Source organism: Vibrio kagoshimensis (assembly GCF_050337535.1).
Classification (GTDB): domain Bacteria; phylum Pseudomonadota; class Gammaproteobacteria; order Enterobacterales; family Vibrionaceae; genus Vibrio; species Vibrio gallaecicus.
The window spans coordinates 74,493-96,342 of record NZ_JAKJSZ010000008.1 but is presented as its reverse complement, the minus strand read 5'-3'; the positions used below and the strand labels follow the sequence as shown (position 1 = coordinate 96,342).

At 36.4% G+C, this 21,850-nt stretch carries 21 protein-coding genes; 19 read left to right on the top strand and 2 right to left on the bottom strand.

Annotated elements, in window-relative coordinates:
* Positions 1–22: 22 nt before the first annotated feature.
* Together secB and L4C37_RS09195 are read right to left on the bottom strand one after the other, a co-directional pair.
* The gene (gene secB / locus L4C37_RS09200) at positions 23–490 is read right to left on the bottom strand and encodes a protein-export chaperone SecB (protein ID WP_429768402.1); all 468 of its coding nucleotides are present in this window, start codon (positions 488–490) and stop codon (positions 23–25) included.
* Positions 491–576: 86 nt separating this feature from the next.
* Positions 577–1,011, bottom strand: coding sequence for a rhodanese-like domain-containing protein (locus L4C37_RS09195; protein WP_171734585.1), 435 nt, complete (start codon positions 1,009–1,011; stop codon positions 577–579).
* 352 nt (positions 1,012–1,363) lie between these two features.
* On the opposite strand from L4C37_RS09195, the gene L4C37_RS09190 reads away from it, so the two are divergent.
* From L4C37_RS09190 to L4C37_RS09100, 19 genes are all read left to right on the top strand, one after another.
* Entirely contained in the window at positions 1,364–1,615 is a 252-nt protein-coding gene (locus L4C37_RS09190; protein ID WP_429768400.1) for a hypothetical protein, read from the top strand.
* 112 nt (positions 1,616–1,727) lie between these two features.
* Positions 1,728–2,387, top strand: coding sequence for a YjbF family lipoprotein (locus L4C37_RS09185; protein WP_429768399.1), 660 nt, complete (start codon positions 1,728–1,730; stop codon positions 2,385–2,387).
* Positions 2,388–2,409: 22 nt separating this feature from the next.
* Positions 2,410–3,225 carry a capsule biosynthesis GfcC family protein gene (locus tag L4C37_RS09180; protein ID WP_429768398.1) on the top strand — a complete coding sequence of 272 codons (816 nt, stop codon included), beginning with the start codon at positions 2,410–2,412 and terminating at the stop codon, positions 3,223–3,225.
* Positions 3,225–5,456 (top strand): YjbH domain-containing protein, encoded by a 2,232-nt coding sequence (locus L4C37_RS09175; protein ID WP_429768397.1) that lies wholly within the window; start codon positions 3,225–3,227, stop codon positions 5,454–5,456. The genes L4C37_RS09180 and L4C37_RS09175 overlap by 1 nt, the downstream gene beginning before the upstream one ends.
* Positions 5,457–5,998: 542 nt before the next feature.
* Positions 5,999–7,135: a polysaccharide export protein gene (locus tag L4C37_RS09170; RefSeq protein WP_429768396.1), complete on the top strand. Its 1,137-nt coding sequence runs from the start codon at positions 5,999–6,001 to the stop codon at positions 7,133–7,135.
* A 60-nt stretch (positions 7,136–7,195) separates the two neighbouring features.
* The gene (locus tag L4C37_RS09165) at positions 7,196–7,636 is read left to right on the top strand and encodes a low molecular weight protein-tyrosine-phosphatase (RefSeq protein ID WP_171734580.1); all 441 of its coding nucleotides are present in this window, start codon (positions 7,196–7,198) and stop codon (positions 7,634–7,636) included.
* A 136-nt stretch (positions 7,637–7,772) separates the two neighbouring features.
* Positions 7,773–9,944: a polysaccharide biosynthesis tyrosine autokinase gene (locus L4C37_RS09160; protein WP_429768395.1), complete on the top strand. Its 2,172-nt coding sequence runs from the start codon at positions 7,773–7,775 to the stop codon at positions 9,942–9,944.
* A 205-nt stretch (positions 9,945–10,149) separates the two neighbouring features.
* Entirely contained in the window at positions 10,150–11,247 is a 1,098-nt protein-coding gene (gene rfbB / locus L4C37_RS09155; protein ID WP_429768394.1) for a dTDP-glucose 4,6-dehydratase, read from the top strand.
* The gene (rfbA, locus tag L4C37_RS09150; protein ID WP_429768393.1) at positions 11,247–12,134 is read left to right on the top strand and encodes a glucose-1-phosphate thymidylyltransferase RfbA; all 888 of its coding nucleotides are present in this window, start codon (positions 11,247–11,249) and stop codon (positions 12,132–12,134) included. Before rfbB ends, rfbA begins: the two co-directional genes overlap by 1 nt.
* A complete protein-coding gene (rfbD, locus tag L4C37_RS09145; protein ID WP_429768391.1) occupies positions 12,134–13,015 on the top strand; it encodes a dTDP-4-dehydrorhamnose reductase in 882 nt (293 codons plus the stop codon). The genes rfbA and rfbD overlap by 1 nt, the downstream gene beginning before the upstream one ends.
* 4 nt (positions 13,016–13,019) lie before the next feature.
* A complete protein-coding gene (gene rfbC, locus L4C37_RS09140) occupies positions 13,020–13,589 on the top strand; it encodes a dTDP-4-dehydrorhamnose 3,5-epimerase (RefSeq protein WP_171734575.1) in 570 nt (189 codons plus the stop codon).
* Positions 13,579–14,826, top strand: coding sequence for a nucleotide sugar dehydrogenase (locus tag L4C37_RS09135; protein ID WP_171734574.1), 1,248 nt, complete (start codon positions 13,579–13,581; stop codon positions 14,824–14,826). The genes rfbC and L4C37_RS09135 overlap by 11 nt, the downstream gene beginning before the upstream one ends.
* A complete protein-coding gene (locus L4C37_RS09130) occupies positions 14,813–16,168 on the top strand; it encodes a hypothetical protein (RefSeq protein ID WP_429768389.1) in 1,356 nt (451 codons plus the stop codon). The genes L4C37_RS09135 and L4C37_RS09130 overlap by 14 nt, the downstream gene beginning before the upstream one ends.
* On the top strand, positions 16,140–16,646 hold the full coding sequence (locus L4C37_RS09125; RefSeq protein ID WP_171737648.1) for an acyltransferase: 507 nt from the start codon (positions 16,140–16,142) through the stop codon (positions 16,644–16,646). Before L4C37_RS09130 ends, L4C37_RS09125 begins: the two co-directional genes overlap by 29 nt.
* Positions 16,639–17,826: a prenyltransferase/squalene oxidase repeat-containing protein gene (locus tag L4C37_RS09120; protein WP_429768388.1), complete on the top strand. Its 1,188-nt coding sequence runs from the start codon at positions 16,639–16,641 to the stop codon at positions 17,824–17,826. Before L4C37_RS09125 ends, L4C37_RS09120 begins: the two co-directional genes overlap by 8 nt.
* Positions 17,826–18,968, top strand: coding sequence for a glycosyltransferase family 4 protein (locus tag L4C37_RS09115; RefSeq protein WP_429768387.1), 1,143 nt, complete (start codon positions 17,826–17,828; stop codon positions 18,966–18,968). The genes L4C37_RS09120 and L4C37_RS09115 overlap by 1 nt, the downstream gene beginning before the upstream one ends.
* Before the next feature lie 237 nt (positions 18,969–19,205).
* Entirely contained in the window at positions 19,206–20,030 is an 825-nt protein-coding gene (locus L4C37_RS09110; protein WP_429768385.1) for a hypothetical protein, read from the top strand.
* Positions 20,005–21,069 (top strand): glycosyltransferase, encoded by a 1,065-nt coding sequence (locus L4C37_RS09105; RefSeq protein ID WP_429768384.1) that lies wholly within the window; start codon positions 20,005–20,007, stop codon positions 21,067–21,069. Before L4C37_RS09110 ends, L4C37_RS09105 begins: the two co-directional genes overlap by 26 nt.
* Positions 21,062–21,799: a glycosyltransferase family 2 protein gene (locus L4C37_RS09100; RefSeq protein WP_429768383.1), complete on the top strand. Its 738-nt coding sequence runs from the start codon at positions 21,062–21,064 to the stop codon at positions 21,797–21,799. Before L4C37_RS09105 ends, L4C37_RS09100 begins: the two co-directional genes overlap by 8 nt.
* Positions 21,800–21,850 lie beyond the last annotated feature (51 nt).

The following is a 21,850-nucleotide window of genomic DNA, read 5'->3' as shown; positions in this document are numbered from 1 at the left end:
AAATTTTGAAAGCTAGCTAATATTAAGCTTGCTCACCTTCTGCTTGTTGAGCTTGGTTTTGTAGGTAGTTCATGAACAATGCATCAAAGTTTACTGGTGCAAGGTTCAATTGTGGGAACGTACCTTTAACTACTAAGCTTGAGATAGTCTCACGAGCATAAGGGAAAAGAATGTTCGGGCAGAACGCGCCTAGGCAATGTGCTAGTTGACCAGCTTCCATTGCGCCTGCTGTGAAAATACCGCCTTGTTGAACTTCACAAAGGAAAGCTGTGTCGTCAGCGTTTTTAACAGTAACAGTAAGACGAAGGATTACTTCGTAAACACCTTCACCAAGCTCACGGCTTTGAGTATCAAGATCCAGTTTAACATCTGGATTCCACTCTTTTTGGAACATGTCTGGTGAGTTAGGCGCTTCGAAAGATACGTCTTTTAGAAAGATACGTTGAATTGCGAAGTTTTGTTGTGCGTCTTGTTGTGCTGCTTCAGCCATTTTCTTAATCCTTAAAAATTTAACTTTGAGGTTTCGTTACATGATCCCATCTATTTTGTATTTAATGGGTAACCAAACCTTGGTAACTATTTTTTGCCTTTTACTAATGGCAGGTTTGCTTCGCTCCAAGCGACTAACCCATTTTTTAGCAAGCTTACATTTTCAAATCCAGCTTTTGCTAATAAGTTAGCACTTGCTTGAGCAGTTTGACCTGTCTTACATACCACAATGATTGGGTCTGCTTTATGGCTTTCAAGGCTTCCCAAGTTATTTGCTTGAATCTCTGATGGCAAAATGTGAAGTGCGTCAGTAATGTGACCTTTTCTAAATTCATCTTTTGTTCGAATATCAACCACAATGCCGTTTTCACGGTTCATTAACTGAGTTGTCTGTGCTGCAGTAATCTCTTTATAAGCGGCGGTAGATGTTTTAACGGTGTTCATGATAATAGCTGCAACTAAGCCAATCCACACAATGGCTAAAATCATATTTTCTTGAACAAATGGTACCAAATCTTGCATGTCTGAAACTCTTTTCGTTAGTTGAACTGAAAGTATAGGGCGAGAGTATAGCTAGAATGCTTAATAGAATACAGAAGAAGGCGTTTGTCGATAGAGTAAAAGGTATAGCCGTCTTAAAAAGGCAAGTATTAGCTAAGTGGGAAAGCTTGTACAAGGGCTTTAAACCTCAATAAATATTTTCTTCTCGCAAGCTGTTGCTTATAAAAACTTTGTGTGTTCAGTATTTATGCATTTACTTGATCAAGAACTTTACCTATCATAATCACTTGGTTGTTTAAGCTGAACAACCAAAAGGGGCTACTATTAACGGTTTAGCTCCTAACTATAAACGTTTATATAAATGGGAAAGATTATGAAAAAGATTGCTTTAGTAGCAGCACTAGCTGTTAGCTTTTCAAGTGGTGCTTTCGCAGCAGTAGAAGCAGCAGCTCCAGCAGCTTCTACTACTGGTGCAGCAGCAGGTGGCGCAGCAGCAGGTGGTGCAGCAGCTGGTACAGCAGCAACAGCAGCAGTAGCTGTAGGTGCAGTAGCTGTAGGTGCAGCAGTAGCAGTAGCTGCGAATGACAGCACAGCAACAACAACAACTGCAACAAACACTAACTAATTAGTTGTTAATGCAGTAGTGAATTCTATTGAAAACCATTCTTGCTTACAGTGAGAATGGTTTTTTTTTAGTGGCAGTTTATTTTTTCCCGTGAATTACAGGTATAGGTTTGATGAAAATTTTTACCCTATTGATACTCAGCTTTACTTTGTTTGGCTGCTCTCAGAGATTTAAAGATATAAATGCAACCGCTTATGAAGCTATATATGGCAGTGATGATGTTCAAATAACCACAAGCTATATTCAGGATTTGCCTTACTCAAGCATGTTCGCAGAAATTAATGAGCAGGGTAAGATATTTATGGTTTTAGCATATGCTGAAGCTAATCCGAAAACTCAAGTACAGCAATTGAAATGGATGTCTTCAGATAGGGCTATGGTCACCACTGAAAACGGTCGTGTTGTTCAAACTTTGTTATTGCCTTACGAAAACCTAGTCTCGATCGAGAATAATGCCCCAAATTTTGATTTGTCAGCTAACCCGAAATCACAACAGTGGCAAAGCAGTTATGATTGGCAACCAGAATACCGATTTGGATATACAGCAGACATAGTACGTAGCTATATTGGTTCAGACGTAGTCACGACTCCGATCACTTCGATTGAGACAAAAAAATATATTGAAACCGTTAGCTTTCCTGCTTTAGATGCCGAAATTGAAAATATATATTGGGTGGATTCAAATGGTAGGGTTGTTAAAACCATACAATCAATTGGACCTAGTATGACTCAATTAGAGCTAACAATTTTAAAAGACTTTAAAGGTCATTAAACCCGTTATTATGGACAATACAATGAAACATTCAGTATCGATTGTAAGAAGCTTATTTTATACATTTCTCATGTTAGCTTCTATTTCTATGAGTCATGCATCAAATGCACTAATAGATACGTTAATGGGACATCAAAAACTAACTGTTGACCTTCCAAAGCAGGGGATAACTTTATCTTACCCTCAACCCGTTCGACTCGATCAGGTTTTGAGTGATGTTCTAGCACAGGGTGCTGGAGATTATTTCCCTCTTTCTGCTCAGTTATTTGACTTGTCAAAACCGTCTTCATTTCAAGACAAGAAAGAAAAAGTATTCGACCTGCTTACTGAATATGCGTCTATAAATCCCGAAGCCCTGCAGATGAAAGAGCAATTGTCGAAGTTTGAGTTTGCACCTAGGCAGTTTATTAATTTAGACCGTAATGTTGTGATTTCTCAGCTTGGTAAAAATCCAATGCTAATTGGACGAGACCACGTGGAAAATTTGAAAGCATCTTTACACTTTTCCCTTTATTTAGAACAACGCCCTGAAAATTTACAGATTATAGGTGTGCTTGATGATGTCTTGAGCCTCCCACTTATTGAGCATGGTTCTATAAGTGATTACCTCCAGTTAATACCACAAGGAGCACTTGATACTAGCGCTGATGATAGCTTTTTTTATGTTATCCAACCTGATGGGCACGTTAAAAAAGCACCTTATGCTTACTGGAATAATTCACCAACTTATTTAGCTCCAGGCGCAATGATATTTATTGGCTTTGGCTCGTTACCATCATCACACTCATCTCTTAATCAAGATATCGCTGAACTACTACGCAATAAGGTGAACTTGTAATGTACTCTCATCCATCGTTTTCCTTATCAATACTCAGCTTTTCCGTTATTAGCGCACTTTTGATGACGAACAGTTTTTCGGCTAATGCGGAATCGAACCCATTTGAGCACCCTGAACTAAAGACATCTCAAATGAATTTTGGTGGTGTCGGCCTAATGCAAATGCCAACAGGGCGCATGGCTCCAGAAGGCGAATTTAATTTTGGTGCTTCATTTAATGATGAATATTATTTTTACAGTGCAAGTTTGCAGTTAATGCCGTGGTTGGAAGCAACGGTTCGTTATACTCAGGTTCAGGATGTGCTTTATAGCGGTTCTGGAACGGGTGATTGTTCAGATAACACGTTTAGTGGATGTAACAAATATGCTGATAAAGGAATTGATTTTAAAATACGTTTGATTGAAGAAAGCTATTACCTACCTGAAGTCTCAGCTGGTGTTCGCGATTTTGGCGGAACAGGTCTATTTGATGGTGAATTTGTTGCGGGCACGAAACGTTTTGGTCCGGTTGATTTCACTCTAGGTATGGGGTGGGGTTACATGGGGCAAAGTGGCAATATTACTAACCCTTTCTGTAAAGCGAGTGATAAGTATTGTGATCGTCAGTCTGATTTCAAAGGAAACGGAGGTAGCATTGATTTTGAACGTTGGTTTAAAGGTGATACTGCAATTTATGGCGGGCTTGAATATCAAACTATTTATAAGCCCTTCACTTTAAAAATTGAATACGACAGTAACGATTATAGACAAGATTTCCCTGTAAGAGTTGGGGGAGGGGATATGACTCAGCATACTCCGTGGAATTTTGGTGTGATATACCGACTGGATGATTGGGGTGTTGCTAAAGTCAGTTATGAACGTGGTGATACTCTTACTTTAGGTTTCAACTTAAATACCAACTTTAATGAGATTAAGTCTATCTGGCGTGACAGCAAAGTAGAAACACTTCGCCCAACAGAAGCATCTTCGATTGAAGATGTTGATATGGCTAAGCTTGCTGAAGAATTAGAGACTGTTGCTGGATATGAACAAACTCAGCTGTTAGTTGATGGTGATACGTTTATAGTCAAAGGTAAGCAAGTTAAATACCGAGACAGAGGTATTGCATTGGAGCGTGGTGCTACTGTAATTGCCAATCATGTACCGACTTACATTGATACGTATAAAATTGTCGAGACGGAGAGCTCGGTAGAGTTAACGGAAACCCGTATCGACTCGAAGCAGTTTAAAGCGGTTGCCTATGAACACTACATCAATGCGGAAGTTGCAGATGCATCTATTTTACATGAACTAGAAAGCAATCAAGCTGTGAACCATTATGACGCTAGGGAAAGGTTTGAGGTGTCGGTCTCTCCTCACTTAGCCCAATCTTTTGGCTCGGCAGAGGATTTTTATCTCTATAGTTTTGGTTTATATACAAACGCCTCATTTTGGGCTCTAGACAATGTTGAATTTTCTGGTTCCTTGTACGTTAACTTATTCGATAATTATGACCAATTTAACTATACAGTACCTGAGGACGGCACAGCACAAACTCCAAGAGTTCGCACAATGTTCCGTTCATATGTAGAAGATCCTGTACGTTTAGACAGCCTACAGCTAACTTGGTTCGAAGACTATGGTTCTGGTATTTATAGCCAAGCCTATGCTGGGTATCTCGAAAGTATGTTTGCAGGTGTAGGTGGTGAGGTTTTATACAGACCACTCAATAGCAATTGGGCTGTGGGGGTTGATGCAAACCTGATTAGCCAGAGAGACCCTGAAAGTTGGTTTGCGACATTTGACGCAGAGCTGCAATATCACGACGACGACGGTCGCTATTATAAAGTGATAGACAGGGGCACTACTGGATTTGTTACGGGTTATTACATGCCTCAATGGCAATTCCTAGAGAGCACTTTATTAAAAGTTGGCGTCGGTAAATTCTTAGCTGGAGATATCGGTACGCGTATTGATTTTTCGAAACAATTTAAAAGTGGTGTTATTGCAGGTGCTTTTGTCAGTTTAACGGATATGAGCACTGAAGATTATGGAGAAGGAAGTTACACCAAGGGCTTTTACATCTCAATACCATTTGATTTATTGACAGTGAAACCAAGTGCAAGCCGTGCAGGATTTACTTGGTTGCCGATAACTCGTGATGGCGGTCAAATGCTGAATAAGCAATATGAGTTGTTCAATCAAACAGATGCTCGCTCAACATGGTTCCAAAGACCAAGTTCAGTTAAGTAGTTTATGATTAAGTGCTAGTCGCTGCGTATAGTTAACCCTATTTTATCGATAGTCATGTCGCATTGATAATTGTTATGTAAAAAAGCTTTATAGGATGATCTATAAAGCTTTTTTACAGATACTCGGATGTTATTCGTAGCGATATAGACTACAAATAGCTTTCTGTTATTCAGTTTATTGTTAGTAAATCGAGGCTACTTTGAATTTGAAACTAGGTTGATATGGCTACATAAAATGTGGATAATACGTGCGGATTAAATTCATATTTAATCATTAGTTCAATTTGACAACACTTTAGGCTAATAAAATCATAGCCCTAACAGTGAAAAGATTAGCTTGCGTAGTGTGATGTCGCGTTGTATCAATGGGCGGTAGCGTATCCAATTGACACTAACCATACAGAATACTAATACCGCTGTGCCTGATGAAAGCTAGTCTTCAATGTAAAGCTAGGCTTCATTGTTGGTTTGTTATAAGTGCATAGCTAATAGCATTGGTTAAAATCACTTGACAGTGATTACACATTATATGATTTGGTTAATATGAAAATTAAGAAAAATCGGCTTCTCTTTGCTCTTCTTCCTGTCCTACTTGCAGGTTGTACTACCCCTGGAGCATATCTTTCAACTGATAACAAAAATGTTATTGCTCCTGAAGAGTTACAACAAGAATCTGACGTGTCAGATATCGTAAATTTATATCCTCTTTCTGCTCAAACTGTTTCAAATTATCAAAACATTTTACCTGTTGTATCTCGTGCGAATGCTGACTTAGATATTGAAATAGCGAAATATGAGTACAAGGTTGGGGTTGGTGATATTTTGAATGTGACCATTTGGGACCATCCAGAATTAACGATTCCTGCAGGCTCTTACCGTAGTTCGGCAGAGGCGGGTAACTGGGTTCATGCCGACGGTACTATCTTTTATCCTTATATTGGAACGGTAGAAGTTGCAGGAAAAACAGTCCGTGAGATTCGCTCAGAACTATCTAGTCGCTTAGCTAAGTTTATTGAAAGCCCGCAAGTTGATGTTAACGTTGCTGCATTCCGTTCAAAGAAAACATACATCACAGGTGAAGTCGGTAATCCTGGTCAGCAAGCGATTACCAATATACCTTTAACTCTACTAGATGCGGTTAACCGGTCTGGTGGTTTAGGCGAAGATGCTGATTGGCGAAATGTGTCGCTTACTCGAAATGGTGTCGAAGAAAATATTTCGCTCTACGCCTTGATGCAACGTGGTGATTTAACTCAAAACCGTTTGTTACAGGCGGGAGATATCATTCATGTACCACGTAACGATAATCAGAAAGTGTTTGTTATGGGTGAGGTCAATGAGCCTCAACTTCTGAAAATGGATCGTGTGGGCATGAGCTTGACAGAAGCTCTAAGCAATGTTGGCGGTATTAATCAACTCTCTGCAGATGCCACTGGTGTGTTTGTGATTCGAACGTCTGATAATAAATCTGAGCGTATGGCCGACATTTATCAGCTGAACATTCAAGATGCTTCAGCTTTGGTTATTGGCACAGAATTTGACCTAAAACCCTATGATATTGTATACGTGACAGCAGCTCCAATTACTCGCTGGAATCGTGTGATTGGTCAGTTAGTACCAACCATTACTGGGTTTAATGAGCTGACTGAAGGTGTACTGCGTATTAGAAATTGGCCATAGGCTATAAATAAATGATAGGGCTGCAGAAATGTGGCCTTATTTATATGATTGGAAGAGCTGATGTTTAATAAAATTTTAGTAGTTTGCGTAGGTAATATTTGTCGTTCACCCACGGGTGAGCGAGTCTTGCAGAATCTACTACCCAACAAAGAAATTGCTTCAGCTGGTATTGCTGCAGAAAGTAGCCGTTTGCTTGACAAGCCTGCAGATAAGACAGCCATTGAAATTGCTGCTGAGAATGGTGTCAATGTAGATAACCATAAAGCGCAGCAACTTACTTCTGAGCTATGTGCTAAATACGATTTGATTTTAGTTATGGAAAAAGGTCACTTAGAAGCATTAACTAAAATATCACCTGAAGCTCGAGGAAAAGCGATGCTTTTTGGTCAATGGGTTGGGCAAAAAGATATCCCAGATCCATACCGACAAAGTCGGGAAGCATTTGAGCATGCTTATAAGTTAATTAATGAATCGGCTCAAGCTTGGGTTAAAAAACTCTAGTAAAAATGCAGTAGCATGAAGAAAGTACATAAGAAGAACGTAATAGGTGTTTAGCTATTGAACGCTGAATGTAAATGAACACCGACAATATATTCGTCAGTGATAATACGCGAAAGTTTTAGGAATTTGTAAACTAATGATGAAGCAACAATCCCATCAATCACAAGCTGACAATTCAGATGAAATCGATTTAGGAAAACTATTTGGTATTCTACTTGATGCTAAATGGTGGATTATCATAACGACCTTTATATTTACGGTGGGAGGCGTAGCCTTTGCTGTGCTTTCAACACCTATTTATAAAGCTGATGCATTGATTCAAATAGAAGAAAAAAGTTCAGGTGGTATATCTTCAATGGTTGGAGATATGGGGGAGCTTTTTTCATCTGAATCTTCGGCGACGACAGAAATTGAAATTATAAAGTCACGAATGATTTTAGGGGAGACTGTCGATAAGTTTAATTTGACGACTGTAACGTCACCTAACTACTTGCCATTAGCGGGTAAAGGTTTTGCTCGTTTAAGTTCGGATGTAAATCGTATATCTGTAAGCCGCTTTACCATGCCTGGCTCTGCTGGGGGATATGCTCATACAATAAAAATTATTGACCATGATGAAGGTACTTACCAACTTATCCGTGACAATGAAAGAGTTATTCTTGAAGGTAAAGTGGGGAGTTTAGCCAGTTCTGATGAGTACAGTATTTTTGTTGCTGGTTTTGAATCCAAAACTGGCTTTGAATTTTCAATTGGCAAACGTAGTAAGTTGGAAGCAATTGAATGGCTCAAGAGTGCTCTATCTTTGTCTGAACAAGGTAAGCAAACTGGGATTTTGAAGTTAAGCTTTGAGGGCGAGGATAAACAGTTAATATCTGAAATTCTTGACCATATTAGCCAAATTTACTTTTTGCAAAATGTTAAACGTAACTCTGCAGAAGCTGAAAAGAGTTTGTCATTCTTAGAAGGGCACTTGCCGGGGATTAAGACCCAGTTAACAACTTTTGAAGACGTTTTAAATAACTATCGTCAAGAAAATGAATCTATAGATCTAGGCTTAGAAGCACAGTCTACCTTGAAGGTAATGGTTGAATTAGAAGCTCAACTTAATGAACTTACTTTTAAAGAAAGTGAAATTAGCCAACGATTTACGAAAGATCACCCGGCTTATAAATCACTACTTGATAAGCGTGAAACGTTACTTGGTGAAAAAGAACGCTTAAATAAGCAAGTTCAAAAGCTACCGAAGACTCAGCGTGAAGTTCTACGAATGACACGTGACGTTGAAGTAAATCAACAAATTTATATTCAGCTGCTTAATAAAGTTCAAGAGTTAAGTATTATCAAAGCGGGTACGGTTGGCAATGTACGTATTCTAGATGATGCTCAAGCTTACAATCGAGCTGTAAAACCGAAGAAACCTCTTATTGTTGTGTTAGCAACTTTACTTGGCGGGATGTTAAGTGTTGCATTTGTATTAGTAAAAGCTGCGTTTCACCGTGGTGTTGAAAGCCCGGATCAAATTGAACAGATTGGTCTTCCTGTTTATGCCGCAGTACCTAAATCTGATTTGCAGATCGAACTAACCAACCGCTTCAAAGTAAAGCGTCGTAAAACCAAAGGTACTCAAAGTTTACTTGCTGAATCAAACCCAGCGGATCTATCTGTAGAAGCTTTAAGAGGTCTTCGCACTAGCTTGCACTTTGCGATGTTAGAAGCAAAAAATAATGTACTAATGATATCAGGTCCTGCCCCTGGTATCGGTAAGTCGTTCATTTCAACAAACTTTGCTGCTGTTGCCGCTAAAACAGGACAAAAAGTATTATTGATTGATGCTGATATGCGTAAAGGTTATTTACAGCAAAGCTTTGGCATGGAGTGGGATAATGGTTTGTCTGATATTTTATCGAATACTGATGAATTCTCTAAAGTAATAAAAACAACAACTGTTGAAAACTTAGATATTATTACTCGCGGACAAGTACCACCAAACCCATCAGAACTATTAATGCATTCTCGTTTTGCTCAATTATTAGAATGGGCATCAGAAGAGTATGATTTGGTTATTGTTGATACCCCACCTGTTCTTGCTGTAACTGATCCGAGTATTGTGGGCGCATTTGCAGGGACAACTTTGATGGTCGCTCGTTATGGGCAGAATACTATCAAAGAAATTGAAGTGGCTCGTAATCGTTTTGAGCAATCAGGTATAGAAGTAAAAGGTGTGATATTCAACGCGATTGAGAAAAAAGCATCAAGTTCTTACGGTTATGGATACTACAATTACTCATATTCAAGCGATAAGAAATAAAAGGCAGGACCTATTGGGCTCCTTTTTTGAAAGTAAGTAAAATTTAGGTTTTATAAGGGGTGGTCGAAATAAGACTGTCTCAAAATGAATAAAAAGTGTCTCAGTGGCTTAAAGTGACTGAGACATTTTTTTGAGATTAAGTTCCAAAATTCAAATGCATCTTCACGCTCGTGAGTATGTTCAAAAAATAATATAAGAGAAAACTATGAAGATCCTCGTCACTGGCGGTGCTGGCTTTATCGGTTCAGCAGTCATTCGTCATATTATTAATAATACATCTGACAGCGTTGTAAACGTTGATAAACTCACATACGCGGGCAACCTAGAATCACTTGCTGAAGTAGATTTGAACGAACGTTATGCATTTGAACAAGTGGATATTTGTAATCGTACAGAATTAGATCTAGTGTTTCAAAAGCACCAACCGGATGCCGTCATGCACCTCGCGGCAGAGTCACATGTTGACCGTTCAATCACTGGTCCAGCTGCGTTTATCGAAACTAATATTGTCGGCACGTACACCTTGTTAGAAGCAACTCGAGAGTATTGGAACACGCTTGAAGACAGTGTAAAGTCAGAGTTTCGTTTTCACCACATCTCAACGGATGAAGTTTACGGTGACCTACCGCACCCAGATGATGTTTCTGAAGGGACCGACTTGCCAATGTTCTTGGAGACTACATCGTATGAGCCATCGAGCCCATATTCGGCGTCAAAAGCATCGAGCGATCACCTTGTGCGTGCATGGTTACGTACTTACGGTTTGCCTACTATCGTAACCAACTGCTCGAACAACTACGGTCCTTACCACTTTCCTGAAAAACTGATTCCTCTGGTTATCCTCAACGCGCTTGAAGGCAAAGAGTTACCTATTTACGGAAAAGGTGACCAAATCCGTGACTGGCTATTTGTAGAAGATCACGCGCGTGCACTCTATAAAGTGGTGACGGAAGGTAAAGTAAGTGAGACCTACAACATCGGTGGTCACAACGAGAAGAAAAACCTCGAAGTGGTTAACACTATTTGTGACATCCTAGATTCGCTAGTGCCGAAAGATACCAAATACGCAGAGCAAATAACCTATGTTCAAGACCGTCCAGGTCACGACCGCCGTTACGCGATTGATTCGAGTAAAATGCAGCGTGAGCTAGATTGGACACCTGAGGAAACGTTTGAAACAGGTCTTTGTAAAACGGTGCAATGGTATTTAGATAACTCAAGATGGTGTCAAAATGTACAAGACGGTAGCTACCAGCGTGAGCGCTTGGGTGTAGAAGTAGTTGAAACAAAGGTGGGAAAATAATGAAAGGTATTGTATTAGCTGGCGGCTCTGGAACGCGCCTATACCCATTGACCCGTGGTGTATCAAAACAATTATTGCCAATTTATGATAAGCCAATGGTGTTTTACCCTATTTCGACGTTAATGCTCGCTGGCATTAAAGATATTTTGATTATAACGACACCAGAAGACAACGCCGGTTTTAAGCGCCTGCTTGGTGATGGCTCAGATTTTGGTATTAACCTAGAGTACGCGATTCAGCCAAGCCCAGATGGCTTAGCTCAGGCGTTTATTATTGGTGAAAAATTCATTGGTGATGACAGCGTGTGTTTAGTGCTAGGTGATAACATCTTCTATGGTCAATCTTTTTCTAAAACATTAAAAAGTGCAGCGTCAAGAGATTCGGGCTCGACTGTGTTTGGTTACCAAGTGAAAGATCCTGAGCGTTTTGGTGTCGTTGAATTTGATGAAGAGATGAAGGCTGTTTCAATTGAAGAAAAGCCGGAAGCACCAAAGTCCAGTTATGCCGTAACCGGTTTGTATTTCTATGATAACCGAGTGGTGGAAATGGCTAAGCAAGTGAAGCCATCTCATCGTGGTGAGCTTGAAATTACATCGCTAAATGAAATGTACCTCAATGATGGTTCGCTGAATGTCGAGTTATTGGGTCGTGGTTTTGCATGGTTGGATACAGGTACGCACGAAAGTCTGCATGAAGCTTCTTCATTTGTTCAAACTATTGAAAATGTTCAAGGGTTGAAAGTGGCTTGCTTAGAAGAAATCGCTTGGCGTAACGGTTGGTTGAGTGATGAACAAGTTCTAGCGTTAGCAAAACCAATGATGAAAAACGAGTATGGTCAATATTTAACACGGTTAGTAAACGAAACTCAGAACAAGGTGGTAAAGTGATGCGAATACTCATTACTGGCTGTTATGGCCAAGTGGGTTCCTGTTTAACTCAGCAGTTAGCTAACAATGAAAATATAACAATGTTAGCGCTTGATAGAGAGAATCTTGATATCACTTGTCAAGAAGCAGTTAATACAGTGATTGCTGAGTTTAAGCCTAGCATCATTATTAATGCAGCGGCACATACTGCAGTAGATCAGGCTGAAGAAGAAGTAGACCTTTCTTACGCGATAAACCGTAATGGCCCCAAATACCTAGCAGAAGCTGCGCAAAGTGTCGGTGCGGCGATTTTACATATCTCAACGGATTATGTATTTGAAGGCAGCAAAGCAGGTGAATATGTAGAAACGGATATCACCAACCCGCAAGGCGTTTACGGGGAAAGTAAACTAGCCGGCGAGATTGCAGTGGCCGAGGCGTGTGACAAATACATTATCCTCCGTACTGCGTGGGTATTTGGTGAAAATGGCAATAACTTTGTTAAAACTATGCTGCGTTTGGCGGAGAATCGAGACGCATTGAGTATTGTCGGTGACCAATTTGGTGGACCAACCTATGCAGGTGATATCGCTAGCGTGTTGATTGAAATTGCGAAGCGCATCGCTCAGGGTGATGCGGTTGAGTACGGTGTTTACCACTATTCAGGCTTACCACATGTGAGTTGGTTTGACTTTGCTGCTGCAATTTTTGATATTGCCTTTGAGCAAGGCTTTCTTGATAAAAAACCGAATTTAACTAGTATTGCCACCGACCAATACCCTACACCGGCTAAGCGCCCAAGCAATTCTAGACTAAGTACAGAGAAAATCACTCAAGGTTTTTCTATTAAGGGGAGTAACTGGAAGGCGGCGCTGAACAATATTCAAGCATATACAAGGTAAGACAATGAAAGTAATCGATACTCGTATCCCCGATGTTAAAATTATAGAGCCAAGCGTATTTGGCGATGATCGAGGCTTTTTTATGGAAACCTGGAATCAAAAACAATTCGAAGAGCTAGTAACCGGTAAACCTATCCAGTTTGTACAAGATAACCATTCTAAATCTAAGAAAGGAATCTTACGTGGGATGCATTATCAGATAGAAAACACTCAGGGGAAGCTAGTACGAGTAGTTTCAGGGGAAGTATTTGATGTTGCTGTTGATATTCGAAATGGTTCGCCGACCTTTGGAAGGTGGGTAGGCGAATATCTTTCTGCAGATAATAAGCGACAGCTTTGGGTGCCAGAAGGTTTTGCACACGGTTTTTATGTTACAGGGGATAGTGCTGAATTTGTTTACAAGTGCACAGATTATTATAACCCTGATGCCGAAATCTCTATTGCATGGAACGATTCTAAGTTAGGTATAGAGTGGCCTCTAGAATCAGAACCTTCTTTGTCTGTAAAAGATAAGAAAGCAAAAAAATTTGATGAAGTAATAAAAGAAATTTATGGAGATAACAATGCTAATTGAAGATTCAAAAATTGCAATTGTGGGTCTTGGCTATGTAGGGCTTCCGCTGGCTTTAGAGTTTGGAAAAAAATATCAAACAATTGGGTATGACCTAAATGAAAGAAGAGTGACAGAGCTCAATAATAATATTGACACTACATTGGAGTGTACCTCCGATGAAATTAAAGCTTCTGAACACATAACTTTTTGCACTAACATTAAAGATATCGAAAACTGTAATGTATATATAGTTACAGTCCCAACCCCTATTACTACCTCTAATCAACCAGATTTAGGACCGTTAATAAGTGCTTCAAGAGCGTTGGGTGAAGTTATTAAATATGGTGATGTAGTAATTTATGAGTCGACTGTATACCCAGGTGCGACAGAAGAAGTGTGCGTGCCGGAATTAGAAAAGGTATCTGGATTAAAGTATAATAAAGATTTTTACGCAGGATATTCTCCAGAAAGAATTAATCCAGGAGATAAATTACATCGAGTGGCAAATATTCATAAGGTTACAAGTGGATCTACTGAAGAAGTGACCAATTTTGTGGATAATCTCTATCGTTCTGTTATAACTGCAGGTACTCATAAGGCTGCGAGCATTAAGGTTGCTGAAGCTTCGAAATTAATTGAGAATATTCAAAGAGATGTGAATATTGCTTTGATTAATGAATTGCATCAGATATTTGGAAAGCTAGATATCGATACTAAAAAGGTTATTGATGCTGCTTCGACAAAATGGAACTTTATGAAGCTTTATCCTGGCTTGGTTGGTGGGCACTGCATCAGCGTTGATCCTTATTATATGCTCCACAAGTCATCTTCGATCGGTTATATACCAGATATGATTCGCACGGCTAGAGAAATAAATAATGGAATGAGTGATTATTTAGCAAGTGATTTTATTGAAGAATTAGTAAAGAACAAGATAGAATTTACCAATAAAAAAATTGTAATACTGGGTTTTTCTTTTAAAGAGAATTGTCCAGATCTAAGGAATACAAAAGTTTTTGATTTGTATTTGAAATTGGTATCTTTAGGTCTAAGTGTTACAATTTATGATCCATTAGTTGATGTAGAGGAAGCAATGTCAGAATACTCAATTCGAGTCGCTAATGAGATAGATAATAGCTTTGATATCGCATTTTTAGCTGTACCACATGATAAGGTTTTGGAATTAATAGAGAAAAAATGTAGCTTCGAATATATATACGATTTCAAGAAATCATTGAATAGTAATGAAAGTAAGTAAATTTTTGAAAGTAAGTGCTATAGCATATGCTATAGCACTTTTAACATATTTTAACTCATTTATAGCAGCTCAAGAGGAATTTCATAGTAATATATTGGCATCGATAGCATTATTAGCGATGTTTTTTAATTTAGGCCAGACTGTAGTTTGCTATGGATATAATGGGTATATTGTTTATTTAAAGAAAAGTAACGATATTGCTAATAACTTTAAGGCACTAATAAATAAGGTTAAATTTGGAGTTTTAATAAATGCAACCTTATTTATTATTGGAATCAATATTTGGGGGGGCTATAACTTAGAAGAAACAATTAGTTATCTATTTATCTCAATATTAGGAATGATTAGCGGTTTTATAGCATGTGGTTTTTATGCATTAGGAAAAAGTAACTTAGCTATTGTAATTGAAAAGTGTAATGTTGTCTCGATTACTATATCATTATTTCTTGTTATAGTTGGCTGGCAAGAAAATGTTATAAGAATGTCCGTTATCATTGCTTCAATTTTTGTTTGTTTTTCATTGTTTAAATTAATAAGCACATTGTCTATTTCTAATTCAAGTGCCGATAACATAAAAAATGAGTATTATAACGGAAAGTTTTTCTTTTATAACTCAGTTAATGCATTGTGCTCGTATTTATTTCTTTTTTTAGATCAATGGATAATTAGTACGACAAAAGAAAGTGGCCTATATTTAGGTGTTTACTTTTTAGCAATACAAATAATAAACTTTCTAAAATACACACAAACACAAACATCTAAACTGCTTTTAGCTTCGATAACCCGCGTAAGCGATGAATATTTTAGAAAAATCACCTTAGTATATATGTCAATTACTACTTTAGTTATACTAATTGTACTACCTTTTAAATATATAGGCTTGGATTTAAATAGTAGACTATATTTTTCATATGATAATATCGATCTAATTGTATATTTTGTAACAATGACGACTTTAGGTGTGGTTTATAATCAGTTCCTTATATTTTTAGGTGATGTTAAAGATCTAACTAAGTGCAATTTATATATTTTTTCTTCATACTTAATTTTATTGTTAATTTATATCTTTTTTAATGAATCAATTGAGTTGAGAGACTTGCTACTAATAAAATGCATTTCTGGATTTATAGGGCAATTGGTTTTACTCAAAAGAATTACTGTAATATCTCAAGTGAAGGGTAATTCATATTTTTTATTCTATTTTTTAAATACCATATCACTTATTACCTGTATTGTATTAAATGAAAATATATATGTTGAAATTTCAGTAGTTATGATGCTTATTTTTATAATTAATTTAAAGAAGAAAATATATGTGGAACATAATAGAAATATTAATTAAAATTTACGCTACACTTTGTGATATATTACCTCAAACTCCTCGTTGCCACCGAATTAGAGGGTGGATTTATCGCCCTTTTTGTAAAAAAATAGGTAAGAATTTTCAGGTTGATAGAAACGTTCAATTACAAGGTTTACGTAATATTGAAATTGGCGATGACGTATATATAGGCTATGGTTCTTGGATTCATGGTCTTCGTGAAGGCGTTGAATTCAGTGATCAGGTTATGCTTGGTCCTTATGTAACAATCGTAGCTGGGAATCACGGTAAGGAGAGAGGGAGCTTCAGATTTGCTCAAGGCGAGCAAGGGAAAGTTAGGGTCGGCTATGGAGTTTGGCTAGCTGCTAAAGTCACCGTAGTTGCTGGTGTAACAATAGGAGATGGAAGTTTGATTGGGGCTAATTCAGTAGTAACCCATGATATTCCAGTAAATGTTTTAGCAGCAGGTATTCCCTGCACGGTAAAGAAAGATGTTTAAAATAAGAAAAATTGCAAAAGAAATTTATAAAAAAACTTTCCCAGTAATTTATGTAAAGAATTGCTCACAAACTCTTTATGAAGTATTAATGTTTGCAATTAATATTTACCATAGCGATAAAAGTGATGATAACCTAAAAAGAGTTAATATTTGTGTTGATAACTTAATATCTATTCAAAGAAAGGATGGTGGTTTTGATATCGGCTATGATTTCTATTTTGGGTACTATCATCGTAAAGGTGAGTCAACAGCACCAGAAACATTATCAGTTGTAGCTTTAATACGAGCATTCGAAATAACGCAAGATACACAAACAAAAAAAGCTATTGATAAAGGGATTAACTGGATTGTTAGTAATGAAGAAAAGGTAGATAAAGATAGAAGTTATATTCCTTATGGTCCATACAGTACACGTGATATAGCTGTGTATAATGGTACATCATTTGCTCTAGCTTCAATAGCAATGTGGGCTAAAATTACTAATGATAACAGGTTATATAGTTTATCAGAAAGGCTCAACCGCTATTTATTCGATAAGTTAGAGTTTAATAATTTGGGTGGGTATATTAGATATAATGATCCACATGAAAATACTTTACCTGAAGACCGAGAGAAAGTTGATTTTTATCACTTAGCACAGCAGGCAGAAATGCACTACTTGTCGTATAAGTATACTGGTGATGAAACTGCATTAAAAATATGTGAAGGATTTTGGCAAACAATATACACTCTATATGAAAGTGGGGTTGTTATACCATATTTGAATAATAACCAGTTTGACAATCAAGTTCATTTATGGGGTTATTCATCATGTATAGCCGCATTTTTAGATGCATTTGAATACTATGGTAATGATAAATATAGTAATGCAGCCTTTGACATTAAAAATTGGATTATGGATAAGGCGTTTGAAAGTGATTACTTTTATCCTGTTTTAAATAATGAAGGTACTCCACTTGATCGTAACTTTTACCCTAGGTCTGACGCTTGGGTCATTGCATCGATTTCAAAGTTAAAAACCCACAGTCCTAATATGCTGGATGATTCAGAGTATGAATCAATTATAGCTTGCTATAAAAGGATTGAAGAAAACGAATTCAGTGGTAAAGAAAACCATGCAACAACTTTCTTTAGATTTCAATTGATGAAGTTTGTGAAAGGTATATTAGGGAGTAAATGATGAATAAAATTTTAATCTCCTCGATGTTTTATCCTGGTATTGGTGGGATAGAAAATAGTATTAAAAACATCACATCATCTCTAAGTGATATGGGGATAGACTGTGAAACGGTCTCTTTCTCGAAGCCAGAAATATGCAGCATAAAGGAAAAACATCATTTTATTGAAAGAGCCGGTGTATATAATTTATTAAAATATTTACTTTCCGGAGAAATAGCATCTTTATTGTACGCTGTGTTATATATTAATAGGAACTTTAACAATGATTTATTTTTTATAAGCCGCCATCCTTTATTTGCTTTTGCTGGAGTAATACTTAATTTTAAAAATCATGTATATATCCCTCCTGCAGTCATGGAAGATTTTTATAAAGGGGTTTTGAACGATATTAGATTTAGAGACAAGCCTCTTTTATATTTAAAATATCAAATAGTATCAAAGATACATAGGTTCTATGAATGCAAAGTGGTAACTAATGAAAATGTTACTGTGTGTACATTTAGCCAGAATATAAAACATCAGTTTCTAAAGAAATATAAAAAGAATGCTTTTATATCAGAGCCTGGTGTTGATCATAGTGTTTTTAAATTTGAAAAAAAATTTGAAAGTGATGGAAAAGTAAAGTTTTTATACGTTGGCAGACTTGAACCTGGTAAGAATGTTGAGTTATTGTTAACAGCGTTTGAAAGTAATTGCGATTCTAATTGTCGACTTTATATAGTTGGTTCTGGAACATTAGAAACCGAATTAAAATCTCGATATCAAGATGATAATATTATCTTTTTAGGTACCAAAATTAAAGATGAACTAAGTGAACTGTATAGTCAGGCTGATTTTACAATACTACCAACATATTATGAAGGTTTTGGTCAGGTTTTGATTGAATCTCTTTGCTGTGGCACAAAAGTTATTGGCTTTGATTCGAGTATTTCGAACACTGCAATAACACAAATTATTAAAGATGATAATTATGGATTTCCAATTATGAAGTTGGGAGAAAGTGGTATCACATCTGTTCTAATAAAAATAAAAAATGAAAAGCTTTATAAGTATGATAAGAGCTATGTCTCTAAAATATCGGCGTTACGTTTTTCATGGAAAAAATTCTGTAATGAATTAATTAATATAAAATCCAGAGGTTAACCTTTGTTATTCAGGTATGTTCTTTTTAATTTCAGTCCTTTTTTGAAAAGGATATTTTTCTTTAATAGTACGACATACCAGATATTTACATATCTACCAGTTTTATTATTACTTAGTACCAAGGTTAGTATTAGATCAATAATCTTTCTCATAATCATTTCAATTTTATCTGTAACATATTTCTATATAACAAATAACTATGAAATAATTAGTATTTTATTTATATTTGTGTTGCTTGTGTTTAAACCAGCATTCAAAGGAATTGAATTCGACAGCTTTTTTAAAAAGTTTTTTATGTTCTTTTTAATTAGTTTTGGTTATGGTGTTTATCAAATGACATTTGGTTACCTTCCATTTGAAATGGCTTGGATTAGATCAGGAGTTGGTGCCGTTAATGAGGCAGGTTACTTCGTAAATGATGGTATGCGCCCTTTTTCTTTTTATTCTGGAATACCTGAGTTTGCATTCATTTGTTCAATATTTTGTTATTGGTCATTCCAAAGAAAGCAGAACCTTCTGTGTTTTGTTTTCTTTTTAATGTTGTTTTATATTGGTTCAAGAGGGGTTATTGTCTCAACATCAATTGCTTTTTTAACAATGTTTATACTCAAAAATAAATTTTCTGGCTTCAAAGCCGTTTTTACCTCTTTGTTTTTCAACCTTGTTTGTTACCTGACTATTTTTTTTGCTTTTCCAATATTTATTAAGCCGTTATTAGTTGATGCTGGTAGAGTTGCTGTTTTCGGCACTTTTAATGCTAGGGTCGATATGGCTTTAGATTTATATTCACAATTTCAGTTTGACTTCTTTTGGCTAGGCTATGATAAGTTCCAGGCTACTACTGATAATATGTATATTAATCTTTTTGTAAATTATGGTGTTTGGGGTATTCTTGGGATACTTTTACTGTTTAAATGTTTTGCGTTTGATAAAAAATCTTCGTTCTTTGTCAGTTCAATGGTCGGGTATTCTTTATACGCTGATACATTTTATAGCTTATTTTTATTGTTGAATTTTTCGGTTTGTGTTTTTAGTTATGAAAAAAATAATTCTTGTAAGTAATTATTCTGGAAGTTATGGTTCAGAATTGATGTTAGAAAAGCTGTATTTATCATTAAAAGATAAATATGAAGTTAAAACATATCTAAATGAGGCAGTTCCTGTACCAGAAGAGTTCTCTTTATCTGTAAATTCTGTTGCTGGAAGATATAATGTAGTATCCAAAAAAAATAAAAGAGTATCATTTTATTCGTTATTGTTTTGGTTTAAAGTATTTAAAAAAGAAAGACCAGATCTAGTTATAGTCAACATATCGCTAATTCCAGAGGTTTTTTTTGTTACTAAACTCCTCAGGATAAAGTCGATTGTTTTTATTCGAGAAAGCTTAATAGATTACCGTAATTTTTTTTCCTTATATGAAAGGTATCTTAAATTATTTTGTGATCATGTGGTTAGTAACTCTCATTATACTAGTTCAATGTTTAGTAGGTTAGATTCTCCCGTGATACCTGATTGTATTTACTTACCAAAAGTGGCGGTAAAAAAACGCAATAAAGGAATTACTAAGATTGGATATTTAGGACGAATTAGTGCTAGGAAGGGCATTATCACACTACTAACTGCTCTTAATGAGAGTATAAGAGAACCTTTTGAATTGCATTTGATCGGAGATAAGTTATCAAATGATGTTTTATTTGAACACGAATATAGTACTCTTATAGATAATTTAAAGCTAAATAAAAACATCGTGATTGAGCATGGTTTTTCAATTAAACCGCTTGATATTGTTAGAAAATGTGATTTTATGGTCGCTCCATCAATATTGCCTGAGACGTTTGGACTCTCCGTTTTAGAGTGTTTGTCGGTTGGTGTTCCTATTATCGCGAGTGACGTTGGTGCATATCCTGAGTTAGTAACTATGCATAACGGTTTTACTTTTTTTTCTGGCGATAGTGTTGATTTAGGTAATAAGATCAAATTAGCTTTATCTTATGAAGGCGAGGATTACGCTAAACTTTCTAGTAACGCTATTTCATCTGCAAGTTCATTCGATTTTCCTGTTTATCGAGATAATATTTTAGGTTTTATAGATAATGCTTAGTATTGTTACAGTTTCACACGGTCACAATGATATGGTAAGTGACTTAATTTCTTCACTCGTTAAGTTTAGCTCTCCCGAGGATTTTGAATTTATTTTGATTGACAATCTAAATTCTTCTTTTTTTACAGATGAGTTACTTCTGTCTTTGGGTGTTGTTAATTTCAAGCTAGTGAAAAATATCACACCATTTTCATTCTCAATCAATAATAATATTGGTGTTTCTCTTGCTAGTCATGAGCACATTGCAATTATAAACCCTGATATACAGTTAATTGATAACAGTATGTTTGAATTCTTTAAAAAGGAGGCTCCTTTGCCTAAGGGGCTTTTTTACCCGAGTTTGTTGAATCCTGATTTAACTTATCAGGTACACGGCAAGGCTAAACCTAGCTTAATTAACCAAGCAAAGACCACTATTTTTAGTTTGTTTGGGGCTAAATCTGAATCACCAAAAGGTAGTTATTGGTACTTTGGCGCAGCAATATTGTTGAATAAGAGCTTTTTTTATGAGATTGGTGGTTTTGATATTAGATTTCCTATGTATGCAGAAGATACAGAGCTTTGTGATAGAGTTAGAAAACAAGGTAATAAAATAGAATTATTGGATGATTGTCGCTTAGTTCATGGTTTAGGAGGGGATTCAAAGGGGAAGTATTTATTTAAAGCAGTTATTTCAAATTTATATTTAAGATATAAAATGTATAAAAATGTTGATAGCTTTAAAGATTAGAATCATTAATTTATTAATAGTACAATAATTATAATTGCATCTAATTATTGG